The sequence below is a fragment of the Janibacter corallicola NBRC 107790 genome, assembly GCF_001570965.1.
GTDB lineage: Bacteria > Actinomycetota > Actinomycetes > Actinomycetales > Dermatophilaceae > Janibacter > Janibacter corallicola.
This window is the reverse complement of sequence record NZ_BCSR01000026.1, coordinates 11,054-26,622: the sequence shown is the minus strand read 5'-3', so window position 1 is coordinate 26,622 and position 15,569 is coordinate 11,054. Positions and strand designations below refer to the sequence as shown.

12 protein-coding genes are annotated in these 15,569 nt (G+C 72.6%); 2 read left to right on the top strand and 10 right to left on the bottom strand.

What is annotated here, in order from left to right; all coding sequences use genetic code 11:
* Window positions 1–3: 3 nt before the first annotated feature.
* The 5 genes from icmF to JCO01S_RS10230 all read right to left on the bottom strand — a co-directional run bounded on the left by icmF (window position 4) and on the right by JCO01S_RS10230 (window position 6,098).
* Window positions 4–3,264 carry a fused isobutyryl-CoA mutase/GTPase IcmF gene (icmF, locus tag JCO01S_RS10250; RefSeq protein ID WP_068254861.1) on the bottom strand — a complete coding sequence of 1,087 codons (3,261 nt, stop codon included), beginning with the start codon at window positions 3,262–3,264 and terminating at the stop codon, window positions 4–6.
* A gap of 217 nt (window positions 3,265–3,481) precedes the next feature.
* Window positions 3,482–3,994 carry a MarR family winged helix-turn-helix transcriptional regulator gene (locus tag JCO01S_RS10245; protein WP_068254858.1) on the bottom strand — a complete coding sequence of 171 codons (513 nt, stop codon included), beginning with the start codon at window positions 3,992–3,994 and terminating at the stop codon, window positions 3,482–3,484.
* Window positions 3,995–4,075: 81 nt separating this feature from the next.
* Window positions 4,076–4,432: a fluoride efflux transporter FluC gene (locus JCO01S_RS10240; protein WP_068254855.1), complete on the bottom strand. Its 357-nt coding sequence runs from the start codon at window positions 4,430–4,432 to the stop codon at window positions 4,076–4,078.
* On the bottom strand, window positions 4,429–4,884 hold the full coding sequence (locus JCO01S_RS10235; RefSeq protein WP_084342823.1) for a FluC/FEX family fluoride channel: 456 nt from the start codon (window positions 4,882–4,884) through the stop codon (window positions 4,429–4,431). The genes JCO01S_RS10240 and JCO01S_RS10235 overlap by 4 nt, the downstream gene beginning before the upstream one ends.
* Window positions 4,881–6,098 carry a pyridoxal phosphate-dependent aminotransferase gene (locus JCO01S_RS10230; RefSeq protein WP_068254897.1) on the bottom strand — a complete coding sequence of 406 codons (1,218 nt, stop codon included), beginning with the start codon at window positions 6,096–6,098 and terminating at the stop codon, window positions 4,881–4,883. Before JCO01S_RS10230 ends, JCO01S_RS10235 begins: the two co-directional genes overlap by 4 nt.
* Before the next feature lie 79 nt (window positions 6,099–6,177).
* Between JCO01S_RS10230 and JCO01S_RS10225 the strand changes: the two genes are divergently transcribed.
* Window positions 6,178–7,518 carry an MFS transporter gene (locus tag JCO01S_RS10225; RefSeq protein ID WP_068254851.1) on the top strand — a complete coding sequence of 447 codons (1,341 nt, stop codon included), beginning with the start codon at window positions 6,178–6,180 and terminating at the stop codon, window positions 7,516–7,518.
* Window positions 7,515–8,948, top strand: a complete 1,434-nt coding sequence (locus JCO01S_RS10220; RefSeq protein WP_068254848.1) for a pyridoxal phosphate-dependent decarboxylase family protein — start codon at window positions 7,515–7,517, stop codon at window positions 8,946–8,948. The genes JCO01S_RS10225 and JCO01S_RS10220 overlap by 4 nt, the downstream gene beginning before the upstream one ends.
* A 43-nt stretch (window positions 8,949–8,991) precedes the next feature.
* On the opposite strand, the gene JCO01S_RS10215 is transcribed toward JCO01S_RS10220, so the two are convergent.
* The 5 genes from JCO01S_RS10215 to JCO01S_RS10195 are packed head-to-tail and all read right to left on the bottom strand — an operon-like array spanning window position 8,992 to window position 15,553.
* Window positions 8,992–10,089: a phosphotransferase family protein gene (locus JCO01S_RS10215; RefSeq protein ID WP_068254845.1), complete on the bottom strand. Its 1,098-nt coding sequence runs from the start codon at window positions 10,087–10,089 to the stop codon at window positions 8,992–8,994.
* Window positions 10,086–11,318 carry a phosphotransferase gene (locus JCO01S_RS10210; RefSeq protein ID WP_068254842.1) on the bottom strand — a complete coding sequence of 411 codons (1,233 nt, stop codon included), beginning with the start codon at window positions 11,316–11,318 and terminating at the stop codon, window positions 10,086–10,088. The genes JCO01S_RS10215 and JCO01S_RS10210 overlap by 4 nt, the downstream gene beginning before the upstream one ends.
* Entirely contained in the window at window positions 11,305–13,137 is a 1,833-nt protein-coding gene (locus JCO01S_RS10205) for an ABC transporter ATP-binding protein (RefSeq protein ID WP_068254839.1), read from the bottom strand. The genes JCO01S_RS10210 and JCO01S_RS10205 overlap by 14 nt, the downstream gene beginning before the upstream one ends.
* Complete coding sequence (locus tag JCO01S_RS10200; RefSeq protein ID WP_068254836.1) at window positions 13,134–14,336, bottom strand: glycosyltransferase family 4 protein; 1,203 nt, start codon at window positions 14,334–14,336, stop codon at window positions 13,134–13,136. Before JCO01S_RS10200 ends, JCO01S_RS10205 begins: the two co-directional genes overlap by 4 nt.
* Window positions 14,333–15,553: a glycosyltransferase family 4 protein gene (locus JCO01S_RS10195; protein WP_245634401.1), complete on the bottom strand. Its 1,221-nt coding sequence runs from the start codon at window positions 15,551–15,553 to the stop codon at window positions 14,333–14,335. Before JCO01S_RS10195 ends, JCO01S_RS10200 begins: the two co-directional genes overlap by 4 nt.
* Window positions 15,554–15,569: the final 16 nt, after the last annotated feature.

The window sequence follows — 15,569 nt, the reverse complement described above, 5'->3', positions numbered from 1 at the left end:
CGCTCACACGTTGCGTCGGTACTGGCCACCCACCTCGAAGAAGGCCTCGGTCACCTGCTGCAGGGAGCAGACGCGCGCGGCGTCCATGAGGACGGCGAAGACGTTCTCGTCGCCGGTGGCGGCCTCCTTCAGCCGGGCGATGGCCTGCTCGGCCTCGTCCCGGTGGGCCTCCTGGAAGGTGTGCACCCGGTCCAGCTGGGAGCGCTTCTCGGACTCGGTCGCGCGGGCCAGCTCGATCTCCTCCGGCTCACCCTTGTCCCCGTCGGGGCGCAGGAAGGTGTTGACGCCGACGATCGGCAGCGAACCGTCGTGCTTGCCGTGCTCGTAGACGAGGGACTCGTCCTGGATGCGCCCGCGCTGGTAGCCGGTCTCCATCGCGCCGAGCACGCCGCCGCGGTCGTTGATCCGGTCGAACTCGGCCAGGACGGCCTCCTCGACGAGGTCGGTCAGTTCGTCGATGATGAAGGATCCCTGCAGCGGGTTCTCGTTCATCGACAGGCCCCACTCCTTGCTGATGATCAGCTGGATGGCCAGGGCTCGACGCACCGACTCGGTCGAGGGCGTGGTGACCGCCTCGTCGTAGGCGTTGGTGTGCAGGCTGTTCGCGTTGTCGTAGAGCGCGTTGAGGGCCTGCAGTGTGGTGCGGATGTCGTTGAAGTCCATCTCCTGGGCGTGCAGCGACCGACCAGAGGTCTGGATGTGGTACTTCAGCTTCTGGGCGCGCTCGTTGGCGCCGTACTTCTCCCGCATCGTCACCGCCCAGATCCGGCGGGCCACCCGGCCCAGGACCGAGTACTCGGGGTCCATGCCGGAGGAGAAGAAGAAGGAGAGGTTCGGCGCGAAGTCGTTGATGTCCATCCCGCGAGCGAGATAGGCCTCGACGTAGGTGAAGCCGTTGGCGAGGGTGAAGGCGAGCTGGCTGATCGGGTTCGCCCCGGCCTCGGCGATGTGATACCCGGAGATGCTCACGGAGTAGAAGTTGCGCACCCCCTGCTCGATGAACCATTCCTGGATGTCGGCCATCATCCGCAGCGAGAACTCGGTGGAGAAGAGGCAGGTGTTCTGCCCCTGGTCCTCCTTGAGGATGTCCGCCTGGACGGTGCCGCGCACGTTGGCCAGCGCGTGGGCGCGCAGCTCCTGCGCCTCCTCGGCGGAGGGCTCCCTCCCTTCGCGCTCGCGGAAGAGGTCGACCTGCTGGTCCATGGCGGTGTTGAGGAAGAAGGCGAGGATCGTCGGTGCCGGCCCGTTGATCGTCATCGAGACGCTCGTGGTCGGGGAGACCAGGTCGAACCCGTCGTAGAGGGCCTTCATGTCGTCCAGGGTCGCGACCGAGACGCCCGAGGTGCCGACCTTGCCGTAGATGTCCGGGCGCTCGCCCGGGTCGCGCCCGTAGAGGGTCACCGAGTCGAAGGCCGTGGACAGGCGAGTGGCGGGCTGACCCTCGGAGAGCAACTTGAATCGCCGGTTGGTGCGGAAGGGGTCTCCCTCGCCGGCGAACATCCGGGCCGGGTCCTCGTTGTCCCGCTTGAAGGGGAAGACGCCGGCCGTGTACGGGAAGTAGCCGGGGAGGTTCTCCGAGCGCCAGAAGGTGACGAGGTCGCCGTGGTCGGTGAAGCGCGGCAGCGCCACCCGGGGGATCGTGTTGCCGGAGAGCGACTCCTTGGTCAGCTTGGTGTGGATCTCCTTGCCTCGGATCGTGATGACCTGCTCCTCACCGGAGTAGGAGTCCACGACGGCGGGCCACTGCTCGATCTTCTCCCCGACCTCCGTCGGCAGCTCGGCCCGGGCCGCGTCCAGCAGCTCGTCGACCCCGTGACCGTCCTTGCCGGCGGCGGTGAGCTCGTCGTCGACCAGGGCCAGGCGCTGGACCCGGCGCGCCTGTTCGGCCAGCACCCCGGTGCGCTCGTGGTAACCGCGCACCGTCTCGGTGATCTCGGACAGGTAGCGCACACGGGTGGCGGGCACGACCTGGTCGAAGCGGGTGGAGTACCTCGTGTCGACGCTGGGCAGCTGGCCCTCCCCGACCTGCAGCCCGTGCTCGGTGAGCAGCCCGCGCAGGTGCTGGTAGAGGGCGGTCACGCCGTCGTCGTTGAAGGTCGCGGCCGAGGTGCCGAAGACCGGCATGTCCTGCGGCTTGCTCCCGAAGGCCTCACGGTTGCGCACCATCTGCCGGCCCACGTCGCGCAGCGCGTCGGCGGCCCCGCGGCGCTCGAACTTGTTGATCGCCACGACCTCGGCGAAGTCGAGCATGTCGATCTTCTCCAGCTGGCTGGCCGCGCCGAACTCCGGCGTCATGACGTACATCGGCACGTCGACGAAGGGGACGATGGCAGCGTCGCCCTGCCCGATACCGGGCGTCTCGACGATGACCAGGTCGAAGCCGGCGGCCTTGGTGATGTCGATGACCGTGCTCAGCGAGTCCGGGATCTCGCGGTCCCCTCGGGTGGCGACGGAGCGAAAGAGGATCGGTCCGGCATCGGCCGTGGCGTGGCCGAGGGAGTTCATCCGGATGCGGTCCCCGAGGAGGGCCCCGCCGCCCTTGCGCCGGGTCGGGTCGACGGCGATGACGGCGATGCGCAGCTTGTCCTGCTGGTCCACGCGGAAGCGGCGGATCAGCTCATCGGTCAGCGAGGACTTGCCCGAACCGCCGGTGCCGGTCAGGCCGAGCACGGGAGCCGTGGAGCGCTCCGCCGCCTGCTGGATGCCGCTGACGAAGGACTCGTCCAGCCGGCCGAGCTCCGCGCCGCTGATGGCCCGGGCGACCGCACCCCGCTCGCCGGAGAGCACCGGCTCGAGGGCCACCGGCGCCTCCTGCCACAGGTCGTAGTCGCACCCCGCGATGAGGGTGTTGATCATCCCGGGCAGGCCGAGGCGCTGACCGTCCTCGGGGGAGAAGATCGTGACCCCGGCCTGGCGCAGCCGGTCGATCTCCTCGGGCACGATGACGCCCCCGCCGCCGCCGAAGACCTTGACGTGTCCCATCCCGTGCTCGGCGAGCAACTGGGTGAGGTACTCGAAGTACTCGACGTGCCCGCCCTGGTAGGAGGAGACGGCGACGCCCTGGACGTCCTCGTCGATGGCGGTGTCCACGACCTCCTGGACCGAGCGGTTGTGCCCCAGGTGGATGACCTCGGCCCCCTGGCTCTGCAGGATCCGCCGCATGATGTTGATGCTCGCGTCGTGCCCGTCGAAGAGCGAGGACGCGGTCACGAAACGAACCGGGTTGGTGGGCACGTGCAGGTCGGGCTTGGCGGGTGCTGCCATCGGTGGAACCTCGTCATCGGGGATCGGTACCCGATCAATACTAGGACATCCAAGTAATGACTCGCCAGCCGCCGTGGGCGGGGCTCGGCCGGAAGGCGCATGGCCCTTGGTCGCTCGTTCCGGTTCCTGAGGTGCGAGTTCGCTCAGCGGGCGAGCTTCGAAGGGCGCTCCCTGAGTCGGGCCACGCGCGCTTCCGGTCCGACCCCGCCGGTGACCCTCAGGCTTGAGCCCGGGTTGCCACGGTGTCCCCGTGGGCCTGGCGAAGGGAGGTGAGCAGCTCCGTGGTGCACCGCACCTGGTCCGGGGCGAGGCCGGGGGAGGTGAAGACCCGGGCGTTCAGGTCCGCGGTGGCCGCCTCGACGGCCTCGACCCCCTTCGTCGTGATGGAGGCGAGGACGACCCGTCGGTCGCGCTCGAGGCGTAGGCGCTCGACGAGCCCCTGCTTCTCCAGGCGGTCGACGGCGCTGCTCACGCTCGTGGGGTGCACCTGCAGCAGGGAGCCGAGCCGGCTCATCGGCATCGACCGGCGGCGACTGAAGGCGAGTAGCCGTAGCACCTCGAAGCGGGCGAAGGTCAGGCCGTGGGGTCGCAGCGAGTCCTCGATGCGCTCGACGAGGAGCTGGTGGGCCCGCGTCAGGGAGGTCACCAGCGCCATCCCGTCGGCCGCGTCGGACCAGCCGTGGTCCACCCACTGCTCGTGCGCTGCGGCGATCGGGTCGCGGTCGGTCATGCGGCAATCCTAGGACGTGCAAGCGTCTTCGGCCCACGGACCTCGCCCCGGCGGCGTCGTGGTCTGGAGAAGACGCTCCCGTCAGGCGGCGATCCACCAGCCGAGGGCGGCCAGTGCCACGCCGAGCACCAGGCTGAGGCCGAGGTCGGCGAGGGCATGACGCGCCCGCTGCTCCTGGATCGCCGCCGCCACCTCGACGGCGTGGCTGGAGAAGGTCGTGAAGGCGCCGCAGAAGCCGACTCCCAGCAGGGGGAGGAGCCAGTCCGGCGCGCCGGACTGCACTGCCCCGGCCACGAGCCCGAGCACGAGCGAGCCGAGCAGGTTGACCGCCATGGTGGCCCCGGCCGCGGTGGCGCCACGCTCCCGCGTGCGGGTCGTGGCCTCGTGGCGGGCCAGCGCGCCGAGCGCGCCACCGACGAGGACGAGCAGCAGGGTCACAGCTCCTCCTCGTCCGCGTACTGGTCCGCGAGCGACGGGCTCACGATGAACCACCGCTCACCGAGGAGCAGCCCGGCCAGGGCGGCACCGACGCCGAGCAGCAGGGTCGCGAGGACGTAGCCGACCGCGGCGAGCGCACTGCCTCCGCCGGCGATCGCGTGGACGTCCAGCGCGAAGGTCGAGTACGTCGTCCAGCCGCCGAGCAGCCCGACCGCGGCGAAAGGCCGCAGCAGGGGAGAACTCGTCCGGGTCGCGAGCCACGCGACGAGGATGCCCATGGCCAGGGCGCCGCTGAGGTTGACCGCGAGCGTCGCCCAGCCCCAGCCGGGGCCGGCGGCGGGAAGGGCCAGTCCGAGCAACCACCGTCCGGCCGTGCCGAGGGCTCCGCCGGCCATGACCGCGGCGCGGGTCCCCCCTTCGCCCGGGGGCTCCGGAGCGGCCTCGGCGCTCATGCGCGCTTGGCCTCCAGGAACTCCGCGATCCGGCCGATCGCCTCGGTGAGCACTTCCTCGTCGGGCAGCGCCACGAGGCGGAAGTGGTCCGGCTCCGGCCAGTTGAAGCCGGTGCCGTGGGTGACGAGGATCTTCTTCGCGCGCAACAGCTCGATGACGAAGGCCTCGTCGTCCTCGATGGGGTAGACCTGCGGATCCAGCCGGGGGAAGCAGTACAGCGCGCCCCTCGGCTCGACGCAGCTGACCCCGGGGATCTCGTTCAGCAGCCGGGAGGCCAGCTTGGCCTGGTCGTGGTAGCGCCCGCCGGGGACGATGAGCTCGTCGATCGACTGGTAGCCGCCCAGGGCGGTCTGGATCGCGTGCTGGGCAGGGACGTTGGAGCACATCCGCATGTTGGCCAGCAGGGTCAGGCCCTCGAGGAAGTCCTCGGCCAGGTGCTTCGGCCCGGAGACCATCACCCAGCCGGCCCGGTACCCGCAGACCCGGTAGGCCTTGGACAGCCCGGAGAAGGTCAGGCACAGCACGTCGTCGCCGGCGTAGGCGGCCGCGTGGTGGTGCACGGCGTCGCCGTAGATGATCTTCTCGTAGATCTCGTCGGCCATGACGACGAGGTCGTGGCGCCGGGCGATGTCGATGAGCCCCCGGACGGTCTCCGAGGAGTACACCGCGCCGGTGGGGTTGTTCGGGTTGATGATGACGATGGCGTGGGTGTTCTCGGTGATCCGGGACTCGATGTCGGCCAGGTCGGGGTTCCACGCGTTGGCCTCGTCGCAGCGGTAGTGCACCGGGGTGCCGCCGGCTAGCGAGACCGCGCCCGTCCACAGCGGGTAGTCGGGGGCCGGCACGAGGATCTCGTTGCCGTCGTCGACGAAGGTCTGCAGCACCATCGTGATGAGCTCGGAGACCCCGTTGCCGATCCACACGTCCTCGACGGTGGTCGCGGGCAGGCCGCGTGACTGGTAGTACTGCGCCACCGCGGTCCGGGCGGAGTAGATGCCCTTGCTGTCGCAGTACCCCTGGGCGTCCGAGAGGTGCCTCGTCACGTCGGCGACGACCGCCTCGGGTGCCTGGAAGCCGAAGGGGGCGGTGTTGCCGATGTTCAGCTTGAGGATCTGGTGGCCCTCGGCCTCGAGGCGCTTGGCCTCCTCGAGGATCGGTCCCCGGACGTCGTAGCGGACGTCCTTGAGCTTCAGGCTCTGGCGGATCTGGCGCATGTGCGTGATCATCTCACCCCGGCCCGGACCCTCATCGCAGGTCGACGACATGTGGATGACTCGTGAGTAGCATCACGCCATGGAGGTCTCACCGGCGGCGTTGCCGGCGCGGGTGCGGCGCGGCTACGGCTTGGGGTCGGTGGTCACCGGCGCCTTCCCCACCGTGCCCGGGCTGCTTCTGCTGCCGTACCTCACGGATCGCGTGGGCATCGCCGCCGGGATCGCCGGACTGGTCGTCCTGCTGCCCAAGGCCTGGGACGTGCTGCTCAACCCGGTCGCCGGTCGCATCTCCGATCGCAGCACCCACCCGGACGGGCGCCGGCGACCGTTCCTGCTGCGCGGCGGGATCGTGCTGGCGATCTGCTTCGCGCTGCTCTTCGCCGGGCCGACCGCGCCGCAGGGGCTCGCCGCCACCTGGGTGGTCGTGCTGTTCCTCGCCTGCGCCAGCGCGTATGCCTTCTTCCAGGTGCCGTACGTGGCGATGCCGTCGGAGCTGACGCGGGACTACACGGAGCGCACCCGCCTGATGACCTGGCGTGTCGTCGTCCTCGCGCTCGCGATCCTCGCCTCGGGTGGGCTGTCCCCGGCGCTGCGGGACGCGCTCGGTCACCCCTGGGGGTACCGCGCCGTGGGGGTCTTCGTCGGCGTGCTCATCCTGCTCGGCTCGGTCGGGGCGTGGTGGGCGACGAAGGGGGTCGCCCCCGTCGAGCACGTCAGCGCCAGCGGGTCACTGCGTGACCAGCTGCGCATCGTCGCCCGCGCCCGCGACTTCCGCGCGCTGATGCTGACCTACTCCATCCAGGCGCTGGCGACCGGTGTCATGCTCGCGGGCGTCGACTACACCGCCCGCTGGGTCATCGAGAGCCCGGGTGCCTCGACCGCCCTCTTCGTCGCCTTCGTCGCCCCGGCGCTCGTGGTCACCCCGCTGTGGGAGCGGGTGGGCACGCGCACGGGCAAGCGGCCCGGATTCACCGCGGCCACCGTGTGCTTCGCCGCAGGCGCCCTGCTGGTGTGGTTCGCGCGCGACCACGGGCTCATCGCAGTCGCCGGCGCGATCACGCTCGTCGGTGTCGGCTACGCGGGCACGCAGATGTTCCCGCTGGCGATGCTGCCCGATGCCGCCGCCGTCGACGCCGACCGCACGGGGGAGAACCGCGTCGGCGTGTACACCGGGGTGTGGACGGCGGTCGAGACGCTCGGGCTCGCCTTCGGCCCGGGGGTGTACGCGCTCGTGCTCATGATCGGCGGTTACGTCTCCTCGACCAGTGGTGCGGTGGAGCAGCCCGGCTCGGCGTTGACCGCGATCGTCCTCGGGTTCAGCGTGCTGCCGGCCCTGCTCTTCCTCGCCTCGCTGCTGCTCCTGCGCCACTACCGGATCGACGAGGCCGCCGTCGCCGCGGCCGGGAAGGACCTGTCATGACCCCGATCGAATGGAGCCGCCCCGCCGGGGCCGAGGAGGTCCGGACCGCGTTGGCGGACCTGCGGGCGGGGGACCTTCCCACCCATGGTGGCCGCACGCTCAGCTACGTCTACGACTCGGGGATCGCCGCCGCCGACGAGATCGGTCGCGAGGCGCTGACCTCCTTCGCTGCCACGAACGGCCTCGACCCGACGGCGTTCCCGTCACTCGCCGCGATGGAGTCCGACCTCGTGGGGCTGGCACGCGACCTCCTCGACGCTCCGGCGAGTGCGGTGGGAGTCGCGACCTCCGGTGGCACCGAGTCGCTGGTCCTCGCCGTGCTCGCCGCGCGCGAGGGCGCCCCGCACGTCACCCGCCCGCAGGTCGTCGTCCCCGAGACCGTCCACGCGGCCGTGCACAAGGCCGGCCACCTCCTCGGCGTCGAGGTCGTCACCGTCCCCGTGGACCCGCGGACCTTCCGGGCCGACCCCGAGGCGATGGCCGCCGTCATCACCGACGCGACGGTGCTGCTCGTGGTCTCCGCCCCGTCGTACGCGCACGGGGTCATCGACCCGGTGCAGGAGGTCGCGGCGCTCGCCGCCGCGCGGGGGATCCGTTGCCACGTCGATGCCTGCATCGGTGGGTGGGTGCTGCCCTTCCTCGAGGAGGTGACGCCGTGGAACTTCGCCCTCGACGGCGTCACGAGCGTCTCGGTGGACCTGCACAAGTACGCGTACACGCCCAAGGGCATCTCGCTCCTGCTCCACCGGGACCCGGGTCTGCGTCGCGGTCACTTCTATGCCTGCGCGGACTGGCCCGGGTACACGGTGCTCAACACGACCCTGCAGTCGACGAAGTCCGGCGGCCCCCTCGCCGCCGCGTGGGCGGTCGCCCGCGCCATCGGCCTCGACGGATACCGGGGCCTGGCCGCCCGGGCGCGCACCGCGACGCTCGAGGTGGCCGCCGCGGTGGAGGAGATCGACGGGCTGCGCGTCGTCGTCCCACCCGACTCCACGCTGCTCGCGCTCACGACGGACGAGCGCTGCGACGTCTTCACGGTCGCCGACGAGATGGGCGCCCGCGGCTGGCTGGTCCAGCCGCAGATGTCCTTCGCCGGGCACCCCGCGACCGTGCACCTGTCGCTGTGCGCCGCCACCGCGAGCCGCGTGGGTGAGCTCGCCTCCGCGCTCACCGAGGCGACCGCGGAGGCGGTGCGAAGGGGGCCGGTCCACGTCGACCCGCAGCTGGCCGCCGCTGCGGGGCAACTGGACGCGGCGACGCTCGACGACGCCGCCCTCGACGGGCTGCTGGCCGTCGCCGGGCTGGCGGGCGACTCGGGTCGGGTGACGGTCCCGGAGCGCATGGCCGAGATCAACGCCCTGCTCGACGTCGTTCCCCCGCCGCTGCGGGAGTCCCTGCTGACCGCGGTGCTCGATCGGCTCACCCGCTGAGGTGCCCCCGTCGGCTCGGCGCAGCCGACCCCGGGGATCTCGTTCAGGAGCGGGGCAGCGGGCCGTGTGGGAGGTCGGCCGGACGGAAGGCGTAGAGGGCCCGCAGCCGGACGGTCGTGAGTGCCCGGTAGCCGTCGGTCGCCGTGGCGAGGCGCGGCCCGGGACCGTACCCGGCGAGGACCGCCTCCTCGACCTCCGCCGCGACGGTCCGGCTCGTCCACCCCTGGGCGACCCGCAGGTCCAGATGGGCCAGCAGGTTGCCGAGGTCCAGGGCGGGGTCACCCGCCGCGAGCATGTCCACGTCGAGCACCCCGACCTCGTCCACGTCGACGAGCAGCTGCTTGTCGTGCAGGTCACGGTGCAGCAGCGCCCGGGGCATCGGGCCGGCGGCCGCGACCTGCCCGGCGGCGCGCACGAGTGCGCGGTCCAGGTCGGCGGCCGCCGTCGCCGGGACCACCCGGTGGGCTCGGGCGAGGTCGATGAGCGCGCGGGTCGCGCGTACCTCGTCGTCCAGGTCGTGGCCGGCGACGGCGGGCCCGGCGGTCTCGAGACCGGAGTGCAGCCGCAGCACCGTCTCCCCGACGATGCGGGCGGCCTCCGTCCCCGGCCCGCCGGGCTCGGCGAGCAGGTCGTGCAGCGGCCGTCCGGGCAGCGTGCTCAGCCCGACGGTCCCGTCCGCCTCGTCCGCCGCGACGACGTGGGGCACCCGCAGGCCGGGCACGCGGGTGGCGGTGCCCATCCGCCGCACCAGGTCCGCAGTCCGCCTCGGACGCACCACCTTCGTGTACCTCGGTCGCCCGTCGTCCGTGGTGCGCACCACGGCGCGGCGCTCGGGGCGGTGGACGACCAGGTCGCCACCGCGTGCCACGAGCTCGGGCAGCACCGTCAGGCGCCGGTCGGCACCGGCGCGCTGGACCAGCAGGTGGCGGTCGTGCAACCGGGCCAGCCCCGGGGCCGCCTCCTCGGTGCCGCGGGTGACCTCACGGGCGAGCGTGGCGTCCGGCAGCCACTGCCCGATGACCCGTCGGCCACGGTGGTCGGCCATCTCCAGGTGCAGCCGGTCGGCGCGGGGGTGGGCCCGCAGCAGGGTGTGTCCGCTGGCACCGGCGGTCGCCAGGACCTCGGTCAGCACGCCGTTCACGCCGTCACCGCCTCACGTGCCACGAGCCGCCGCGCGATCTCGTGCAGGTCCCGGGTCACCCGCACCCAGTCGGGGTGGGCCGCGCCGAAGGGCTCGCCGGCACGGGCCAGCAGCGACAGCGCCACCCGTGGGGCGAGGTCCCCGTCCTCCCGGCCGCGCCACGTGCTCGCGTGCCCGGCCAGCAGCGGGGTGGCGATCCTCCCGGCCACGCGGAGAGCCTGCTCCCGGTCGGCACCGTCGAGCAGCACGTCCAGCGCCGCGTGCGCGAGCAGCCCGGCCAGGTCGTCCGCAGGGACGCCGATCCGAGCACGGTCGAGGTCGATCAGGCCCAGCCGCCCGTCGGACTCGACCACCTGGTCCAACGACAGGTCGCCGTGCACGATCGTGGCCGGGGACGGGCGAAGGGCGCCGGCCGCCCCCTTCGCCACCGCGGCGGCGCCGTGGAAGACCTCGGGCAGGGCGCGCGCGATCGCCGGGCTCGCGGTGCCCGCGACCCCGGGGCAGCCGGCGGTCCCGCCGGTGGTGCCCGCGGCGTGGAGGGTGCCCAGTGACTCCCCGAACCGGTACACGAGGGAGTCCGCGACGTCGGTCGTGAGAGTGCGTCCGGGCAGGTGCTCCAGGGCGAGCACTCCCCGGCGGTGGTGGGCCAGCAGCCGGGGCAGCCGCAGGGGGGAACCTGCCGCGTGCCGGAGGATCAGCTCGTGGGCGTCGAGGTGTCCGTGCAGCTCCTGCCTCGGGTACACGCGGAGGGTGACGTCGCGTCCGGAGGCGGTTCTGACCTGCCCGACCCACCGACGGGCGGGCTTGTGCGCCAGCGTCCGTGCCGTCCCGAGTGCGGTGGGCTCGCCGATAGCCCGGACCATCGTCTCCTGCAGCCTGCCGCCGAGCACGTGGGTGCGAAGGGCGGGGATGGCGCGGTCGGCCATCGCGTCGATCACGAGCAGGTGCTCCGAGGGGGAGTCGAGCAGCACCTGCTCATCGGTGAGGTCGCGCAGTGCCTTGGCCCGCTTCTCCTCCCGGGCAGCGCCCCAGACGTGGCCGATGGCGGCGCGCCCACCGACGTCCAGCAGGGCGATCGCACTCGTGCCGGGTTTGTACCGCAGGTAGCCGCGGGTGACCGGGACGCCGAGGCGCGTCGCCAGGTGGTCGGGCTCCACGAGCTGCTCCAGTGCGGGCAGGTCGGGGTCCCGGGCGACGAGGTGGGCGTGTGCCTCGTCAACCGACCGCATGCAGGGCACCTCCCTCGTCGATCTCCTCGGCGTGGCGGGCCAGCACGTCCCCGGGCCGCCCGGAGTCCACGACCCGACCGTCCTCCAGCCAGACCAGCCGGTCGGCGCCTCGGGCGGCCTCCGGGTCGTGGGTGATGATCAGCGTCGTGCGATCGCGGGTCAGCCTGGCCAGGGCGGCGACGACCTCGTCCTCCGTCTCGGCGTCCAGACCGGTGGTGGCCTCGTCGAGGACGACGACGGGCGCGTCCCGGATGACGGCCCGGGCGATCGCGATGCGCTGGCGCTGCCCGCCGGAGAGGGTGGTGCCGCGCTCGGCGACGACGGTGTCGTAGCCCTCCGGCAGCCGGGTGATGAACTCGTGCGCGTCCGCGACCCGGGCCGCCGCCACGACCTGCTCGTCCGTGACCGAGTCGGTGCCCCCGGGGGCGCCCATGGCGATGTTGTCCCGGATGCTCGTCGCGAAGAGCAGGCTCTCCTGCAGGATCATCGCCACCTGGGTGCGCACGTCGTGGACCGTCAGGTCGCGCAGGTCGAAGCCGTCCAGCCGCACCGAGCCGCTGTGCGGGTCCCGGGCGCGGGTGAGCAGCCCGACGAGGCTGGACTTGCCCGCGCCGGACGGGCCCATGACGGCCACCCGCTCGCCGGGGTGGATCCGCAGATCGATGCCGTGCAGGACGGGGCGGTCCGGCTCGTAGCCCATCCACACGCCATCGAACTCCACGTGCCCGCGCAGCCGGCGACCCGGGCGGGCCCAGGACGCGTCGCGGACCTTCGGCTCCTGCTCGAGCAGGTCGACCACGCGCTCGGCTGACGCGGCGGCCTGGGCGATGCGGCCGGTGTACTTGGCCAGGTCGCGCATGGGCTTGAAGGCCGCCTTGAGGTAGGTGATGAAGACGACCAGCTCACCGGGGGTCAGCGCCCCGGCGAGCACCCGCTGGGCACCGACCCACAGGACCAGCGCGGTGGCCAGGCCGACGAGCACGTCGGTGCTGCGTTCCAGGCCGGCGGAGAGCTTCTTGGCCTTGACCCCGTCCTTGAGGGTCTTGAGGTTGTTCGAGGCGAAGCGCTGCTGCATCTCCTCCTCGAGGGTGTAGGCCTGCACGACCGGCATCGACCCGAGGGTCTCCGTGGCCAGCGTGGCCAGGTGTCCCTCGGCCTTGCGCTGCTTGCGCGAGACCGTGTGGATCCGGCTCGTGACGCTCCGTCCGGTGAGCAGGAAGACGGGGAAGACGACGATCATGCACAGCGCGAGCTGCCAGTCGAGGAAGAAGACCACGACGAGCATGACCGCGAGCGTGACGACGTTGCCGAAGAGCGGCAGCGCCGCGGTGACCGCGACCTCCTTGAGCCGGCCCACGTCGGACGTCAGCCGTTGGACGAGGTCGCCCGTGCGGGCGCGGTCGTGGAAGTCCAGCGAGAGCCGCTGCAGGTGGGCGAAGGCGTCGGCGCGCACGGAGGTCAGCAGCCGGTTGCCGGCCAGCGCGAAGCAGATCGTCATCGCGTAGCTGGCCACCGCGCGCAGCCCGACGACGGCGAGCAGGCCGAGGCAGGCGAGGGCGAGCACCTGCTGGAGGTCCTGCGGGGCGCCGGTGGCGATGTCGGCCCCGAGGCTGCCGATGACGCCGTCGATGACGAACTTCAACGGCCAGGGCTCGAGCAGGCGCATCGCCACCTCGAGGAACATCGCGGTCAGGCCGCCACCGACCAGCACCCGCTGGGAGCGCATGTGCCCGCGCAGGTGGGGCACCAGCCGTCGCAGCCCGGGCATCGCCTCGCGGATCGAGGTGGGCTTGGGGCGCGGGCGGGGGAGGGCGCTCATGCGATCCGTCCGAGCAGCTCGTCGGCGAGCGTGGTGGTGGGCTCCGGCACGGTGGCGAGGATCCGGTCGAGCACGCAGCTCCAGTCGTGACGCTCCACCGCCGCGCGGCGGGCGCTGCGCCCCAGGTCCTCCCGGATGGCCGGCTCGCTCGCCAGGCCGGCCAGGACGGCCGCGAGCTCCGCCACCGAGCCGGGGGTGACGAGGATCCCGAGGTCGCCGTCGTCCAGCAGCTCCGGCACCTCCCCGATGGCGCTGGCCACGACCGGTAGGCCGGCGGCCAGGTACTCGTAGATCTTCAGTGGCGAGAAGTAGAAGTCGGCCAGCTCCGGGTAGGGCGCGACCGCGACGTCCATGGCGGCGAGCTGACGGGGCATCTCCTCGGGGTCGACGGGCCCGACGAGGTCGACCCGGTCCCCGATTCCGAGGTCGGCGACGAGTGTCCGGATCACTTCGCGCTGCGGGCCGTCCCCGACGACGCGCAGGCGTGCGCCGGTGACGGTGTCGGCGAGCCGGGCGAAGGCCCGCACGAGCACCTCCACCCCGTGCCAGGGCTTGAGGGTGCCGACGAAGCCGACCGTGAACTCCCCGGCGGGTGGCGCCGCAGGGACCTCGAGCGGTCGGACGCGCCGGGTGTCCACGCCGTTGGCCACGACGTGCACGTGCCGGTCGTCCGACACCCGGGCGGCCACCCAGTCGGCAACCGCCGGCGTGACGCAGACGATCGACGTCGCCGCGCCGAAGGCCCGCTCGGCGATCGACTCGGCCCGGTCGCGGTCGGCGAGCACCCGGTGCTCCGCCTGCTCGTCGATGAGTGGCGCATTGACCTCGAGCACGCTCGGTACGCCCTGCTCGGCACACCAGCGCATCGTCGCGTCGGACCAGAGGGCGTAGCGCTCCATCACCAGGTCCGGCCCGCCGACCTCCCGGAGCCCGTCCAGGACCTCGAGGACCGACTCGGCGCTGATGCGCGCGGAGGCCTCCCGCTCGGCCCCGTCGGCCCCGGTGACGGGGGCGAGCTCGTGGACGACGACGTCCTCCAGCCCGCGCGGGGTCCGCCCGCCCACCCGGGCGGTGACCAGGTGCACCTCGTGCCCCCTTCGCACCAGCTCACGCACGAGCGACTGGACGTGCACGGATGCGCCCTTGCGGCCGAAGACCGGCACACCGGGGTCGGTGCTGACGTAGACGACGCGACTCATGCCGCGGCCCCCGTCCTCGCGGCGGTGCCCTCGGCGACGGCAGCCCGGAAGATCGTCTGCAGCTCCCGCGCGTGCTCGCGCAGGTCGAAGTCGGCCTCGAGCAGCTCTCGTGCGGCGCGGGCGCGGCCGGCCGCGGCGTCCGGATCCGCCAGGGTGCGGTGGATCGCGGCAGCGAGGGCCGAGGGGTGGGCCTCCGGCACGAGCAGACCGGTCTCCCCGTGCCGGACGATCTCCGGGATCCCGGTGACCGGGGTGGCCACGGCCGGGGTCCCCAGGGCGAGTGCTTCGAGCAGCACGGTGGGGAGCCCGTCGCGGTTGCCGTCGGCGCCGACGACACAGGGGGCGACGAAGACGTCCGCGGCGGTGACGATCTCGCGGACGGCGGACTGCGGGAGGGCGCCGTGCATGGACACGACCGACTCCAGGCCGAGCCGGGCGACGTGGTCGCGCAGCTCCCCCTCGAGGGGGCCGGTGCCCACGAGGTCCACGTGCAGCTCATGCCCCCGGGCCACGAGCTCGGCGGTGGCGGTCAACAGGTCCGCGAAGCCCTTCTTCTCCACGAGGCGCCCCACGGCAGCCACCCGTGCGGGGCCGGCGGTCGCCCCCTTCGGCGCGAAGGGGAAGGCGGCCAGGTCGATGCTGTTGTACAGCCGAACCACGCGCTCGGCGTCGCTGCCGTAGGTGCTGCGCAGGTACTCCCGGTTGAAGTCGCTGACGGTCACGACGGTGTGCGCCTCGCGCAGTCGGGCGGCGAGGGCGGCGGGGTCGACGTCCTCGTGGAAGATGTCCTTCGCGTGCGCCGTGAAGGAGTAGGTGACCCCGCTCAGGCGGGCCGCCAACCGGGCGACGTTCGCGGCGATCGACCCGAAGTGCGCATGCAGGTGTTCCAGACTCCGGCGCCGCACCATGGCCGCGACCTCGACGGCGGCGAGCGCCTCGTCCGCCGGCGCGGCGAGCAGCTCGGGCAGGTGCTCGCCGATCGTGGGCACGTCCCGGGCCGCCTCGCCGAGGGCGGACCAGAACAGCCCGACCCGGTGCTGGCGGGACAGGTAGGTGACCGGCGCCTGCACGTCGGCCAGCGCCTGGTGGAACCGGCCGTCGATCGGCAGGCGCAGGGAGAAGATCTCCACCTGGGTGCCGGCGGCCTCCTGCTGGAGGATCTCGTGGACGATGAAGGTCTCCGAGAAGCGGGGGTACATCTTGAGCACGTAGCCCACGCGGGGCTCGTGGCCT

What these genes read in the sequence shown, in the direction of transcription:
- JCO01S_RS10235 (WP_084342823.1), bottom strand. Translation starts at nt 4,884, where the DNA reads ATGAGCGCCGAGGCCGCTCCGGAGCCCCCGGGCGAAGGGGGGACCCGC.
- JCO01S_RS10245 (WP_068254858.1), bottom strand. Translation starts at nt 3,994, where the DNA reads ATGACCGACCGCGACCCGATCGCCGCAGCGCACGAGCAGTGGGTGGAC.
- JCO01S_RS10205 (WP_068254839.1), bottom strand. Translation starts at nt 13,137, where the DNA reads ATGAGCGCCCTCCCCCGCCCGCGCCCCAAGCCCACCTCGATCCGCGAG.
- JCO01S_RS10200 (WP_068254836.1), bottom strand. Translation starts at nt 14,336, where the DNA reads ATGAGTCGCGTCGTCTACGTCAGCACCGACCCCGGTGTGCCGGTCTTC.
- JCO01S_RS10220 (WP_068254848.1), top strand. Translation starts at nt 7,515, where the DNA reads ATGACCCCGATCGAATGGAGCCGCCCCGCCGGGGCCGAGGAGGTCCGG.
- JCO01S_RS10230 (WP_068254897.1), bottom strand. Translation starts at nt 6,098, where the DNA reads ATGCGCCAGATCCGCCAGAGCCTGAAGCTCAAGGACGTCCGCTACGAC.
- icmF (WP_068254861.1), bottom strand. Translation starts at nt 3,264, where the DNA reads ATGGCAGCACCCGCCAAGCCCGACCTGCACGTGCCCACCAACCCGGTT.
- JCO01S_RS10225 (WP_068254851.1), top strand. Translation starts at nt 6,178, where the DNA reads ATGGAGGTCTCACCGGCGGCGTTGCCGGCGCGGGTGCGGCGCGGCTAC.
- JCO01S_RS10210 (WP_068254842.1), bottom strand. Translation starts at nt 11,318, where the DNA reads ATGCGGTCGGTTGACGAGGCACACGCCCACCTCGTCGCCCGGGACCCC.